The organism is Rhizobium sp. TH2, from assembly GCF_024707525.1.
Lineage (GTDB): Bacteria > Pseudomonadota > Alphaproteobacteria > Rhizobiales > Rhizobiaceae > Rhizobium_E.
Genome location: NZ_CP062231.1, coordinates 59,339 through 72,086, shown reverse-complemented (window position 1 = coordinate 72,086; position 12,748 = coordinate 59,339). Strand labels below are relative to the sequence as shown.

Sequence of the window (12,748 nt, the reverse complement as noted above, 5' to 3'; positions counted from 1 at the left end):
GCGCGGCTACAGAACGATACAAAACCACCAGTCGTGGACATAAGGGAGATACATGGATCCGGCTTTCTCACCACCATGTTCGAACCGATGGAGAGACCGATGACCGTTGAAATCAACCTCGAACGCCGCCGCCTGTTCGGCATGGCCGCCCTGACTGTCGCTGCCGTGGAACTCGGGCTCGTGAGCCCCGCCCGCGCGGCGACCAGCAAGGCGAGCAGTGGCACTATCCCGGCGACGCGCGCAGCGCCCCATACGTCGTTCGAAACACTGAAGAGCATCAAGGCAGGCGATCTCGAAATTGGTTATGCCGAGGCCGGGCCGCGGGATGGACCGGTCGCGCTGCTCCTGCACGGCTGGCCATACGACATCCACAGCTATGTCGATGTGGCGCCTATCCTCGCCGCCGAGGGTTATCGGGTGGTCGTGCCGCATCTGCGTGGCTATGGCACGACGCGGTTCCTGTCTTCGGCGACGCCGCGCAACAGCCAGCAGTCGGCGCTGGCAGCCGACATGATTGCGCTGATGGACGCGCTTGGCATCGATTCGGCGATCATCGCCGGCTATGATTGGGGTGCTCGCACCGCATGTATCATGGCCGCACTTTGGCCCGAACGCTGCCGCGCACTCGTCTCGGTCAGCGGCTACCTGATCGGCAGCCAGGCAATCAATGCCAAGCCGCTGCCGCCGAAGGCTGAACTCGCCTGGTGGTATCAATTCTATTTCGCGACCGAGCGTGGGCGCCTGGGCTACGCAGCCAATACACACGAATTCGCGCGCCTTATCTGGCAGACGGCCTCGCCGACCTGGGCGTTCGACGACGCCACCTTCGAGCGATCGGCCAAGTCGCTCGACAATCCCGACCATGTGGCGATCACCATCCATAACTATCGCTGGCGGCTCGGGGTCGAGGATGGCGAAGCCCGCTTCGATGCCTATGAGGAAACGCTCGCCAAAGGCCCGAAGATCTCCGTGCCGACCATCACGATGGAAGGTGACGCCAACGGCGCGCCGCACCCGGAGCCAGCGGCCTATGCGGCCAAGTTCTCGGGCAAGTACCAACACCGCACCATCACAGGCGGCATCGGCCATAACCTGCCGCAGGAGGCGCCGCGGGAATTCGCACAGGCGGTTCTCGATGTGGTTCGCCTCTAGCGCGGCAGGCCATTGAAGGTCTAAGGAAATGCAGCGGACAGTGATGTCCGCCGATCGCCACCAAACGTCCGGAAATGCCATATGGAACATATCGACCACGTCCTGATCGTCGATGACGATCGCGAGATTCGCGAACTGGTCTCGAGCTATCTGACCAAGAACGGGCTCCGCGCCACGGCTGCCGCCGATGGCCGCCAGATGCGCAAGTTTCTCGAGACCAACACGGTCGATCTCATCGTGCTCGATGTGATGATGCCCGGCGATGACGGATTGGTGCTTACCCGCGAACTGCGGGCCGGCAAACACAAGGCGACGCCGATCCTGATGCTGACAGCGCGCAGCGACGAGATGGACAGGATCATCGGCCTCGAAATGGGAGCGGACGACTACCTGCCGAAGCCCTTTGCGGCCCGCGAACTGCTCGCCCGCATCAAGGCCGTGTTGCGGCGGACGCGCATGCTGCCACCCAACCTGCAGATCTCGGAAGCCGGCCAATTGCTGACCTTCGGCGACTGGCAGCTCGACACGGTCGGCCGGCATCTCATCGACAAGCAGGGCACGGAGATCGCGCTCAGCGGCGCGGAGTATCGGCTGCTGCGCGTCTTCATCGACCATCCGCAGCGGGTGCTTAATCGCGACCAGTTGTTGAACCTGACGCAGGGGCGCGATTCCGAGTTGTTCGACCGCTCGATCGATCTGATGGTCAGCCGCCTGCGCCAGCGCCTCGGCGACGATGCGCGCGAGCCGGCCTATATCAAGACGGTACGGAGCGAGGGCTATGTCTTTTCGGTTCCCGTCGAGATTTCGGAGCCGCGCCAATGACCGCAAAAGCCAAGCCCCATACGCTCGGCCTCTGGCCGCGCTCCCTGCGATCCCGGCTTTTCGTCATCCTGTTTGCCGGTCTCGCCGTGGCTTATGGGCTTTCGTTCAGCATCCTCTTTATCGAACGCTATATGTCGGCGAAGGCCGTCATGCTCGGCACGCTCGAAACCGATGTCGCGACCTCGATCGCCATCCTTGACCGGCTGCCTGCGAATGAACGGCCGGATTGGCTCACTCGGTTGAGCCGGGGCAGCTACCGCTTCGTACTGGGGCCAGGCGAGTCAGGCGTGCCCGATCTGTCTGGCCGTGCCGCCGAGATCGCCGGCAGAATCGAGGAGGCGGCGGGGCACAAGTTTCCCTTGCGGGTCGAGTTGATCCCGGGCGACGGCCGGCGGCTGCAGGCGCATCTCACCCTCAGCGACGGTTCGCCGCTGACGATCGACGTGACCCCGAGAGGGGTGATGCCGATCGCGGAATGGCTGCCTTATGTCCTGGCGATCCAGATGGCGCTCCTCCTCCTCTGCACTTGGTTTGCCGTGCGGCTGGCGATACGGCCGCTGGCACAACTCGCCTCAGCGGCGAATGCGCTGGACCCCAACAGAAAAAGCGCCCCGATGAGCGAAGAAGGACCAAGCGAGGTCGCCCATGCGGCGCGCGCGTTCAATGCGATGCGCGAACGAATCGCCCATTATCTCGAAGAGCGGGTGCAGATCCTGGCTGCGATCTCGCACGACCTGCAGACGCCGATCACCCGCATGCGGCTGCGCGCGGAAATGGCGGACGAATCGGTCGAGCGGGGCAAGCTGATCCGCGATCTCGGCGAAATCGAGCGGCTGGTGCAGGATGGCATCGCCTATGCCCGCAGCGCGCATGGCAATGTCGAGAAGATGTCGCGCATCGATATCGCATCCTTCATCGAGAGCATCACCTACGACTATCAGGATACGGGAAAGGCCGTGAGCGTTATCAGCAAGGCGGAGGGCACGGTCCTGACCAAGCCCCATGCGCTTCGCCGTATCCTGTCGAATTTCATCGACAATGCATTGAAATTCGCGGGAGAAGCAGAGATCAGCGTCGAGCGGCGCGATGGGAATGCGATTGCCATCACCGTGATGGATCGCGGGCCGGGCATTCCCGACGATCAACTCGATGCCGCGATGCAGCCCTTCTACCGGCTCGAGCAATCGCGCAACCGGGAAACCGGCGGCACCGGTCTCGGCCTCGCCATCGCACAGCAATTGGCCACCGCGATCGGCGGCTCGATCCGGCTCTACAATCGCGAGGGCGGCGGCCTGGCTGCCGAAGTCATCGTCCCCTGAACAGCGCCGGCCCCGGGAACGTTCGGGGCCGATTGTACTGGAAAATGTCGGTGCTCCGCATTCCTACATCGGGATACAAATCGACCGCTTTTCGAAACATCGCCGATACCTGAACCGATCAAAACACTCCTCGTCAAACACATCGCGCAATACGCGACACAACAACGGAGTGATCCCATGACCACGATCGACAAGGTTCTCTATACCGGCAAGACCCACACCACCGGCGGCCGCGACGGCTTTTCGAAGAGCAGCGACGGCCAGCTCGACATCAAGCTCTCGCCTCCCGGCAGCACCAAGACCGGCACCAATCCCGAACAGCTCTTCGCTGCCGGCTGGTCGGCATGCTTCCTCGGCGCCATCGGCATTGCTGCCGGCAAGCGCCAGATCAAGCTGCCTGAGGGCACTGCCGTCGATGCCGAGGTAGACCTCGGAACCGCCGAGGGCGGGTATTTCCTGCAGGCCCGTCTCCATGTCAGCCTGCCGGGCATCGAGCGGGCTCTCGCGCAGTTGCTGCTCGAAGAAGCCCACCAGACCTGCCCCTATTCGAAGGCCACGCGCGGCAACATCAATGTCGAGCTGACGGTTGCCTGAACGGCCCTGCCGAGATTGACGATCCTATAGCCGGCGCACTCACTCATGAAACGGATGATTATCCTTGCCCTGTGCTTGGCAGTCCTCGCCGCGCCCTGGGTCTACGATGTGACCTCGCAGGAGCCCTCACCCCTGGCCAGTGGCATTGCCGCTCTGGCGGAGGCGACGTGATATCGTTTGCTGCCGATTAAAGGAAATGTGCTGTCGATCGCAGCACGTTCCGAGCAACTATGGAAAATCGAAGGGCTCCGAGATAATCGGAGCCTTTTTCACGCGAAGCGCTCACCTGCCAACTCAAAATTCGAGCGGACCTATAAGCTAAGGTAGCGAGTGTTTGCTGGTCATTGAGAAAAATGGCGCACCCGGAAGGATCGAAACCAGATTCTACTTCGTTATTATTCAATTACTTAGGTAGATACTCTTGCCATGTTTTGGAGCAAATTTTGTAGCGGAAATCGGGACACTATGTCAGGGTTTTTTTCGACCCGCCCGCAACGGCTTCGGCATTTCTTCGTTTTCCAGCGGTTGTCTGAAAAGTTCGGATACCGGCACGGCCAAGGCCGTTGCGATGGCGTCCACGATAGCGACCGTGACGTTTTCGGTTCCTTGTTCCAACTTGCCAAAATACGCGCGTTCAACGCCAGCTTCCATCGCGAGTTTCTCTTGCGACAGGCCGAGTTCGACCCGAATTTTGCGAATATTCCAAGCTAATATCTTTTGTGCTTTCATGAAAGCAAAAGGAAGAAATCAATCTTGACAATCTACGTTGGATTGAACCACGTTGGATACGACGCATATTATTTCGGTCGATTTTTGCAGGGGAGATTCGATGTTTTTCGAAGGCCGAAACAGCATCCGGTATATTCGTGGGTCGCGATGCACTTGGTTGATTTTGTTTTTTGCGCTTGCGTCCGTCGTGCCGACTGGAAACGTCATGGCAACCGAATTGGTGCCACAAGAATATTTGGCTTCGGAAACCTGTGACCAAGGAGTTTCCAGCGACAAAATGGTTTTGGGCGACTTCCAATACCAACTAACCGAAGAAGTGCTTTCGCCGGAAAACATCAAAGCGCAAATTCAGAAGATATACGGCTCTGAATATGAATTGGCGAGTTGGGATGACTTAAAAAATAGACTTCGACAGTATCAAATACGTAAAGAATTTCTCAGAAAGCTAGGAATTCCGCATCAAAAATTCAATTTTAGTTGCGGTAACATTTTATTAGCTGCCGGCGCTCTGTACCCCAAAATGAGATATACATTTATTGCACATCACAATGGAACGCGGCCCAAGGACTGGTTGATCATTGATGAAATTGGCGGCGACGATATCCATCTTGGACGATGGAAACATTTTGGACGGGCGCTGATCAAAAAGAAATTCGAAAAAACCGATGAAAGTAGCGATCTTAGCGCGGTCGCCAATACAGGTAGCGTTTCAAATATCGTCATTGGCGCTTACCAGATTTATCAATATGCAAAATATTGCGATGATCGTGATCTCGGCTGGTTAGACATGGCCGAAATTCGAGCGGGTATGAAGGAAATGGATTCGCGCATTGCCGAGTACGGCTTGAAGGGCGACGAATTGTGGTCACGAGCGAGCAACTCTCCTGATCTAACTGGATTAGAGAGAATGTTTCGCGCCCTTTCTCCGATGATGGCTATGAAAGAAACTTTGCCAGCGGATCGACAGTCTGGCTTAAATGATTGGTGTCAAGCGCTGGTAGGCTTGCTGGAAACCGAGCGACTTAAGGTTATGCAGTTGACGGCCAAGACCGGCGCAGACACAGTTCCGAAAGAACCTTCGAAGGACAAGGATTTTTAACGCGAACAACACCTTTTGTTCCGCAATAACGCCGCCGCCCGGTCTTGGCGAATGCGGCAACCCTGATTTAGTCGTCTATTGAATAGATTTCCGCGTGAGCGGCGGCTTCCCGTAATCCTTTGAAGCTCGCATGGCGAAGTTGGGCATCCTTCGTCCAAGCGCGGTACTCCACTTCAGCCGCCAGCGTCGGTTCAACGAAAACCAATTTTTTGTTTTTCAGTTTGATCGCCGGTGCCGCCGTTCGCATGCCGTCAAGACGCCGCTTCAACGCCACGGCTTCCGACCTTTTCCAGCCCGTCCCGACCGAACCGACGTAAACGAGTTCCTTGGCCTTCCTTGCGGCTAATAGAAGGCTTGCAATCGCGCCGGGAACCTTGGTGGATGGCTCATATCCAACGATGGCGAAAGTGTCGCTTTGAATGCATTTAATTTTGATCCAATCGCCCGTTCGCCCGCTTCGATAAGGACGGTCATCATTCTTGGCAATAATTCCTTCCAAGCCGTGTTTGCATGCTTCGGCGAATAGTGTCTCGCCATCACCTTCGAACGCTTCAGACAGGCGAATTTGACCGGTTTGATCTGGAATGACATCGGCAAGCATCTGGCGGCGTTCGTGCAATCCAAGGGCGGTCAAATCATGGCCGTCAAAATACAGAAGATCGAACGCATAAAGGATGGCTTCATGGGAAGTGCGCTTGCCTCCACGACCGCCCAACGATGCTTGCAGCGCGCCAAAATCCGACCGCCCTTGTTCATCTAACACGACCGCTTCGCCGTCCAAGATCATAGTCGCCGGGCCAAGCTCTGAAGCCGCCTTCCCGATCTCTGGAAATCGATGTGTCCAATCATGGCCGCCGCGCGTGAGAATACGAACGCCCGTCGGTTCAACATGGACGGCAAGTCGATAGCCATCCCATTTGATTTCATAAATCCAGTTGTCGCCTTTCGGCACCTTTAACGACAATAGAGCCAAGCACGGTTCAATACGGTCAGGCATTGGATCGAAGGGCAATCGCGGCTGTCGCGGATCGCGCGGCTCGATTGGTTTGGATGAAAGCGGAAGATCAGCTTCGCGAAGAAGTGGGATGGTTTGCGTTGGTTTGATTGGACGTTTTGCCATCCGGGCATTGCGCCAGAAATCAATTAAAATTCCGAATATCCGATGCTTGTATTTTCAAGATCGATAATATTGAATCGCGCGAGCCAACCATGATTTCCGAGAAACTGGTCAGCCAATGACGATGCAAAATCACTTGACGCCGGACGAACTTGCGATGGTGCAACGGGTGTACAATGAAATCGTTTCACAAGATTGGTTCCATCGAACGGATGAAAATGAAGAAGCATGCGCGATTGATATCCTTCACTTTTTTCATCAAGGCATGATCGTTGAAAGCATCCTCGCCCGTATCTGCCAAAGTGCGGCAAAAGAAAAATACAGCAAGCCGGGTTGAATTTGTGTTGGATGGTAAAGGTGCCGCCGCAAAGGCGATGAAGGTCAAATCCTCAATGAATTCCGATGTCGAAAAAACGAAGATTATTGACCGGTTGACGGAAGCTCGCGCCCTTGCCGAGCATCTGCAACAGGACTTGCTTGTCTATCTTATCGAAACATCGTTGGCCGAAGCGCGTTACGCTTTTTATGGCGAAGGACAATCCGCTTCTTCGCCCATGGAACCCGATAAATCCGGTTTGGATTCATGATGAAAAGGAAATCATCATGAACAAGACGCGCCGCCCAACTGGATATGCTGACCGGCACCTTGATTGCCAGTTCGCACTGGAAGACCGCTTCCTCGAAATCATGGATGATGCCGAAAGGTCGGGTTGGTCGCCACGGGACGCGGCAATGGCCATTGTCGATTTGGCTGACAATTATGTGCTGAAGCTCTTGGCAAACGACGAAACCGACCGTCAAATTCGCGAAGCCATGGACCGTGCGCGAGCCGCCAAGCCCTAAACGACATCCAAGAAGTTATGTAAAGCAACGGTTGCCTTCGTCTGACATCGCCCAAAGGTCGGTTCCATTTCCACGATTCAGAACCGGTGCCGCGATCTTCGGGATAAAACGGCACGCCGCCGAACGCTTCATTGAATAGCCGGGCATGATCCGGGTCGGCGAAACAGAACACGCGGTATCCGGTTTCCTCGCCATCGCATCGCACGAAATCAATTCGCGGATACAGGCTGAAACCCCGACTAAATTCGAGTTTGTCTTTGAAATTCCAACCCGTGCAAAGATAGGCCGGAACGGCAAATTGATAATTCCACCATCGATTGATGGCCGCGAGCGGGAGTTTGCAAATTGGATAAGCCATGTCGCACCATCCGTTTGTCAATCGCCCGAATTCCAATGCCTGATCTGAAATTCTAATGGGTTCGCTTCGGAAGCATCCCGATCAATCGCGGCTTCAAGTCTCCAAAATATTCGACCATTTCAATCGCCCATTCGTGTTGCGAAACGTCGGTCGGGTCGATCTTCGCAATGCCGTGGCGAAGATCGGTATCAATGTTATCCAGCACGGTTTTGACGAAACCGGACATATCGCCTGTGGAATGTGCAAACCTCATAAAGACTTGCGCCAAGAGCATTTCGTTGACGCGTTGGGCGGCTTCGGCGTGTCGCACCATCGCGAACAATTCCGCTGCCAGATCGTCATAGGAACTGCCTCCGGAATGGACTTCGGTTTGATTTTCCATAATGGTTCTCCTAATGCATGTTCTTATTTTGTTCTTTTCGCAAAAAGAGTCAAGCGTTGCGTGATATGTGTCCGATCATCACTCGATTGCCATCCTTATTCCCGCATGTGCATGTCAGGTGACGGCCTAAATTTAGAAGATATTGGTTGCCGACCTTTGCCAGAACGGCCTTTTTATCAACCCAAGCGACACGACCGCACTTCGAACACTTTCCGCCAAGGACTTGCCATTCCGAAACATCCCGCAACGTGTCGTAGGATTTTCCATCATGCTCGTATGAATGCGAGATCAGATGTTCCTTGCCGGATAGATCAATGCCTTTCGGATGGCGCATGATCAGAGTCTCTCGTAACGGGGTTTCCAGCCGCGACCGAAACCATGGCTCATTAGATTGTGGGCGGTCGCAAGTTGATCGCGAAGGAAGTCGGCATCCGCCAGAAGATCGCGCATTGCCGCGCGATAATCGCCGCCATGAAGATCAAGGAAGGCATCGATGATGTCGGGTTCTTCAATGATCGCGGCTGGCGGGTCGGCTTCGAAGACATCAAGACGCAATTGTGAATTCAAAAACATGGTCTTTTTCCTTATTGTGATCGGATAGGAATCGATTCCATAAATAGGAATGTTCTCTTTTTGTTCCTCAGAATTGAAATGTCAATTGGCTTTTCCATCGGCTGGTTATGAACCCCGATTATTGTTAAGATGTTGGGGATTATGGAGTGCCGAGTGGCAAGAAAAGCGATTCCCAAATCAACGGAAACACAGGTCTTAGTCGAAAGCCGAAGGCGCTGTTGTTTATGCTTTGGGCTAAATAGAGATACCGCTCTAAAGGGCGGACAAATCGCCCATTTGGATCACAACAGCGCAAACGCCCAAAAAGAGAATCTCGCATTTCTCTGTTTTGATCATCACGACGAATACGACAGCAAAACCTCGCAACGAAAAAAATTGTCGATTGGCGAAATCAAGGTTTATCAGCGCGAGCTTTATGACGCCTTACTGCCCGTGCTGTCACAACCTGTGCATTTTGGTTCGATGAAAATTCCCGCCAATGATCCATATGCGGGGCAATATGTCAGGATTGGTAACGATGAAGAAAGTGCGGAGCTAAATCTCATTCCGCTTCCCGACACATACGAAGGGGATTTGCGCTACTTCGTTATTGGAGAAGCCGCGTATGGCAAGTCTCGCGAGTTCGGTCCGAACATTGGGATATTGGAGTTCGTCGGCCAAATGACTGAAAAGGATATACTGGATTTTAGCCGCACACCGATAGGAGTTCGTGTCCCGTTCACTTCGCTCCACTTCGTCACATCCGACTTCATCGTCGTTTCAGAACGCGAGATCGAAGGCGTCTATGGAAACGGTGTAAGTTTCGAAGGAACATATCAAAGAATCCGTTAGCGAGGGAAACATAGACAAGATTGTTTCAGCGGTACGTAGCGCGAGATCGAAAGAAACTTACATTGGTGAAGCCGTTGTTGCCGAGCAAATATCGGACGTTGCCCGGCCCATTGGAATTTTTCGGCCCCAGCCAAATCTCTTTGATTGTCTGACCATCCTCATTTGGAATTGGCATGTCCATGTAAGCTGTCAGGCCACCATCGGCGTTTGTGCGAAACTTTACATCAGGCCCGGGCTTTGAACCATCGTCCGTATCCATGACACTGGATAGCGTCCAAGAATCTTCCTTGATATCAACGGTTAGGGCGTGAAGGCATCTTACTTCTTGTTCTTCGGCGAATGCTTCGCTTTTGAAAGCAAACATCCAATTTGCCAAGAGAAGGCAATCATCCCGAAAATCACGACCATAGGGATCGTCACTCTCCAAATTCTTGAGATAAGTTGCACCTATTGCGACCTTCATCTCTTTTACTTGTGTCTCGCGCACATACTCCACTTCAAGCAAGGATACCGGCAATTTTTTCAATACGTGCGCAGAAAAACCAACAGCAAATCCTCTGGCGTCATCGGCATAGCCTCGCCATTGACTTAACACGTCGGGCTTCTTGGAGAAACATGCTATCGTTGGGTGCAACATAAATTGATTAGAGCCAAGCGCTTCGTCTATCTTATCCAATACAGAAGTATCAAAGTCGGGAAATGACCGCTTCATATCTTCATCTTTTAGCATTTCATTCGCTGCTTCTTCAAATACAGAGTAACCGTATCCTGTTTCGTTGTAATCATTCATCATATTGACATCGCTAAATCGAAGAGTCTTGTAATTTGTGATGGCGTTCAACGTGTCACTTGAACAGTAATGATATAGAACTTGGTCGTTATTCGGGATTAGAAGTCTACTAATCAGCATGGTTCACCTTAAAGGAATAGGAGCGGTCAATTCTCTAACAGCGCAACATCGCAGACGCCAGCATTTGGGTATGCCTTTTGCGAACCATCACCAAACTGGTTCGATAAATATGATTTGACAATTTAAAACGAACCGATATATTTCGAACCAGTTTAATCGAACTGGCGGTTCCCAAATGACATTCGTCCGTGCTTACCTTCGCGCTTCCACCAAAGACCAAGATGCCAATCGTGCGAAGGACGATCTTTTTGCATTTGCCGCCGACCGTGATTTGAAGATCGCGGCGACCTATACCGAAAACGAGTCCGGCGCGTCCCTGAAGCGACCCGAACTGTTCCGCCTTCTGAATGATTGCACGCCGGGCGACATCCTATTGGTGGAACAGGTTGATCGACTGTCACGATTGAATGCCGAAGATTGGGAAAGCCTGAAAGCGCAAATCCAGTCGAAGAAGGTCAAGGTCGTCGCGCTTGATCTGCCAACGTCTTGGATGATGGCCGATACGAAGGCCGATGATATCCAAAATCGTATTTTTGATGCGATAAACCAGATGATGCTTGATCTCTTGGCGGCGATTGCCCGCAAGGATTACGATGATCGCCGCCGCCGCCAGTCACAAGGGATTGCGAAGGCGAAATCGGAAGGCCTTTATCGCGGAAGGCCGGAAGACAAAGATCGGAATGCCGGTATTCGGAAAATGCTGGCGAGCGGCATGTCGTGGAATTCGATCATTTCGGCCACAGGCTGTTCCCGATCAACCTTGTCGCGTCTTGCGAAACCCCAAACTCCGTGACAGGGAAATAATCGGTCACGCATAACCAAGCTTGGAATCAATGATGGCAACGGCACGACAGACGCTTGGCGAATTTGGCGAACAACGCGTGGTGCAAGATTGCGGTTGCCCAAAATGCAAACGACCGAAGACGCTTGTCCGACTTCCGCCGAACTTCAAATGTGCGGACGTTATTTGCGATTTTTGCGGTTATCTCGCCCAAGTCAAGGCATCAAGCGCTAAACGTATTGATCAAGTTCCGAAGACCGTCATGGGCGCGGCTTGGGAACCACAACGTCAAAGAATGGAAGCGGCCATCTATTTTCCGTTGTTTTTGGTTTTGGTCACCCCGGACGCTCAATATTCGATCTTCTATTTATCCGCCGACTTGCAAGAACCGGCGATGTTCAAACCGCGCAATCCCCTTTCAGAAAACGCAAGACGCGCGGGTTGGCAAGGCTTCCTGTACGACATGACCGCCGTCGCCGACCGTGCGGTACGGGTCAGATAGTGTGCCAGCGCCAGCAAACCTATTTTGTAAAGTACTGTCACGACCGCGCCTTACGCCAGCCCGCCGCGCGTGCTTCGGCTTCCGAGCAAAACCAACGTTCGCCTTTCAAATGCGTGATGTTGGTTGCCGCGTAATACTCTTGGCCCGGCACATGAAAAATCTTCTCGCCACCATTATAGCTGATATTCCCCTTGATCGCGCAACCCGCCAACGGAAACGCAACAAGAGCAACAACATCATGGCCAACCAGCAAGCCGATCGCGACTATGGCAACGGTCGATACGACGGTACCTTTGATCCGGGAAAGTCGGTATTTCCCTGATGGCTTGTGAACCGGGATTGGCTTTGGTTTTCCACGATCACGGTTGAATCGGTCGTAATAGCCATCGGCGCGCGGCTGGATATTCGGATTGGAGAAAGTGCCGAATTTCTTCATTTCAGGATGAAAACACAGCCAATTTCGAGCCGCAACCCAAAAGCGTTTTCTGAATTAATCCACTCTAAACAGCATTTGCCAATTCATTTAGGCGGTTGGATCACTCGGTCGGAATATGCGGTTGAAGTCTCGCACATTCTTCATTGCCGCAAGAATTTCGTCCGATTCATAGCCCGCTTCGGATGCCTCGATTATCATGTCAGTCATCTTCTTTTCCAACTCGGATTCCAGTTGGGCTTGCCGTTCTGGTTGCCCGATATGATAACGAGGAATTTTCATCGGCCTATCTCCATCGGCATG

Annotated in this window: 20 protein-coding genes; 13 read left to right on the top strand and 7 right to left on the bottom strand. The window is 53.7% G+C overall.

From position 1 onward, the window contains the following. Nucleotides 1-99 precede the first annotated feature (99 nt). From IHQ71_RS00450 to IHQ71_RS00435, 4 genes are all read left to right on the top strand, one after another. Entirely contained in the window at nt 100-1,152 is a 1,053-nt protein-coding gene (locus tag IHQ71_RS00450) for an alpha/beta fold hydrolase (protein ID WP_258159916.1), read from the top strand. Nucleotides 1,153-1,233: 81 nt separating this feature from the next. Further along, a complete protein-coding gene (locus IHQ71_RS00445; protein WP_258159915.1) occupies nt 1,234-1,974 on the top strand; it encodes a response regulator in 741 nt (246 codons plus the stop codon). Next, nucleotides 1,971-3,293 carry an ATP-binding protein gene (locus IHQ71_RS00440; protein WP_258159914.1) on the top strand — a complete coding sequence of 441 codons (1,323 nt, stop codon included), beginning with the start codon at nt 1,971-1,973 and terminating at the stop codon, nt 3,291-3,293. The genes IHQ71_RS00445 and IHQ71_RS00440 overlap by 4 nt, the downstream gene beginning before the upstream one ends. Before the next feature lie 177 nt (nt 3,294-3,470). Continuing rightward, nucleotides 3,471-3,887: an organic hydroperoxide resistance protein gene (locus IHQ71_RS00435; RefSeq protein WP_258159913.1), complete on the top strand. Its 417-nt coding sequence runs from the start codon at nt 3,471-3,473 to the stop codon at nt 3,885-3,887. Nucleotides 3,888-4,355: 468 nt separating this feature from the next. Here IHQ71_RS00435 and IHQ71_RS00430 read toward each other — a convergent pair whose 3' ends face one another. Continuing rightward, the gene (locus IHQ71_RS00430; protein WP_258159912.1) at nt 4,356-4,616 is read right to left on the bottom strand and encodes a helix-turn-helix domain-containing protein; all 261 of its coding nucleotides are present in this window, start codon (nt 4,614-4,616) and stop codon (nt 4,356-4,358) included. A gap of 205 nt (nt 4,617-4,821) precedes the next feature. Between IHQ71_RS00430 and IHQ71_RS00425 the strand changes: the two genes are divergently transcribed. Continuing rightward, nucleotides 4,822-5,715 (top strand): hypothetical protein, encoded by an 894-nt coding sequence (locus IHQ71_RS00425; protein ID WP_258159911.1) that lies wholly within the window; start codon nt 4,822-4,824, stop codon nt 5,713-5,715. Between the two features lie 67 nt (nt 5,716-5,782). Here the strand turns inward: IHQ71_RS00425 and ligD are convergent, their stop codons facing one another. Next, nucleotides 5,783-6,835 carry a non-homologous end-joining DNA ligase gene (ligD, locus tag IHQ71_RS00420; RefSeq protein ID WP_258159910.1) on the bottom strand — a complete coding sequence of 351 codons (1,053 nt, stop codon included), beginning with the start codon at nt 6,833-6,835 and terminating at the stop codon, nt 5,783-5,785. A gap of 115 nt (nt 6,836-6,950) precedes the next feature. Here ligD and IHQ71_RS00415 point away from each other — a divergent pair, with 115 nt between their 5' ends. From IHQ71_RS00415 to IHQ71_RS00400, 4 genes are all read left to right on the top strand, one after another. After that, nucleotides 6,951-7,169 (top strand): hypothetical protein, encoded by a 219-nt coding sequence (locus IHQ71_RS00415; protein WP_258159909.1) that lies wholly within the window; start codon nt 6,951-6,953, stop codon nt 7,167-7,169. Then, nucleotides 7,105-7,419, top strand: a complete 315-nt coding sequence (locus IHQ71_RS00410; protein ID WP_258159908.1) for a hypothetical protein — start codon at nt 7,105-7,107, stop codon at nt 7,417-7,419. Before IHQ71_RS00415 ends, IHQ71_RS00410 begins: the two co-directional genes overlap by 65 nt. Before the next feature lie 16 nt (nt 7,420-7,435). Then, nucleotides 7,436-7,675, top strand: coding sequence for a hypothetical protein (locus IHQ71_RS00405; protein WP_258159907.1), 240 nt, complete (start codon nt 7,436-7,438; stop codon nt 7,673-7,675). A gap of 145 nt (nt 7,676-7,820) precedes the next feature. Continuing rightward, on the top strand, nt 7,821-8,081 hold the full coding sequence (locus IHQ71_RS00400; RefSeq protein ID WP_258159906.1) for a hypothetical protein: 261 nt from the start codon (nt 7,821-7,823) through the stop codon (nt 8,079-8,081). 4 nt (nt 8,082-8,085) lie between these two features. On the opposite strand, the gene IHQ71_RS00395 is transcribed toward IHQ71_RS00400, so the two are convergent. Together IHQ71_RS00395 and IHQ71_RS00390 are read right to left on the bottom strand one after the other, a co-directional pair. Continuing rightward, complete coding sequence (locus IHQ71_RS00395) at nt 8,086-8,415, bottom strand: hypothetical protein (protein WP_258159905.1); 330 nt, start codon at nt 8,413-8,415, stop codon at nt 8,086-8,088. A gap of 49 nt (nt 8,416-8,464) precedes the next feature. Continuing rightward, nucleotides 8,465-8,749: a hypothetical protein gene (locus tag IHQ71_RS00390; protein ID WP_258159904.1), complete on the bottom strand. Its 285-nt coding sequence runs from the start codon at nt 8,747-8,749 to the stop codon at nt 8,465-8,467. Between the two features lie 74 nt (nt 8,750-8,823). Here IHQ71_RS00390 and IHQ71_RS00385 point away from each other — a divergent pair, with 74 nt between their 5' ends. Both IHQ71_RS00385 and IHQ71_RS00380 read left to right on the top strand, forming a co-directional pair. Further along, on the top strand, nt 8,824-8,976 hold the full coding sequence (locus IHQ71_RS00385) for a hypothetical protein (protein WP_258159903.1): 153 nt from the start codon (nt 8,824-8,826) through the stop codon (nt 8,974-8,976). A 165-nt stretch (nt 8,977-9,141) separates the two neighbouring features. Beyond that, the gene (locus tag IHQ71_RS00380; RefSeq protein WP_258159902.1) at nt 9,142-9,819 is read left to right on the top strand and encodes a hypothetical protein; all 678 of its coding nucleotides are present in this window, start codon (nt 9,142-9,144) and stop codon (nt 9,817-9,819) included. Nucleotides 9,820-9,844: 25 nt separating this feature from the next. Here the strand turns inward: IHQ71_RS00380 and IHQ71_RS00375 are convergent, their stop codons facing one another. Further along, nucleotides 9,845-10,612 carry a DUF2971 domain-containing protein gene (locus IHQ71_RS00375; RefSeq protein ID WP_258159901.1) on the bottom strand — a complete coding sequence of 256 codons (768 nt, stop codon included), beginning with the start codon at nt 10,610-10,612 and terminating at the stop codon, nt 9,845-9,847. A gap of 292 nt (nt 10,613-10,904) precedes the next feature. Between IHQ71_RS00375 and IHQ71_RS00370 the strand changes: the two genes are divergently transcribed. Then, complete coding sequence (locus IHQ71_RS00370) at nt 10,905-11,522, top strand: recombinase family protein (RefSeq protein WP_258159900.1); 618 nt, start codon at nt 10,905-10,907, stop codon at nt 11,520-11,522. A 43-nt stretch (nt 11,523-11,565) separates the two neighbouring features. Then, nucleotides 11,566-12,012, top strand: a complete 447-nt coding sequence (locus tag IHQ71_RS00365) for a DpnI domain-containing protein (protein WP_258159899.1) — start codon at nt 11,566-11,568, stop codon at nt 12,010-12,012. A 37-nt stretch (nt 12,013-12,049) separates the two neighbouring features. On the opposite strand, the gene IHQ71_RS31980 is transcribed toward IHQ71_RS00365, so the two are convergent. Together IHQ71_RS31980 and IHQ71_RS00355 are read right to left on the bottom strand one after the other, a co-directional pair. Continuing rightward, nucleotides 12,050-12,271, bottom strand: coding sequence for a hypothetical protein (locus tag IHQ71_RS31980; RefSeq protein WP_258162989.1), 222 nt, complete (start codon nt 12,269-12,271; stop codon nt 12,050-12,052). A gap of 264 nt (nt 12,272-12,535) precedes the next feature. Continuing rightward, the gene (locus tag IHQ71_RS00355) at nt 12,536-12,727 is read right to left on the bottom strand and encodes a hypothetical protein (protein ID WP_258159898.1); all 192 of its coding nucleotides are present in this window, start codon (nt 12,725-12,727) and stop codon (nt 12,536-12,538) included. Nucleotides 12,728-12,748: the final 21 nt, after the last annotated feature.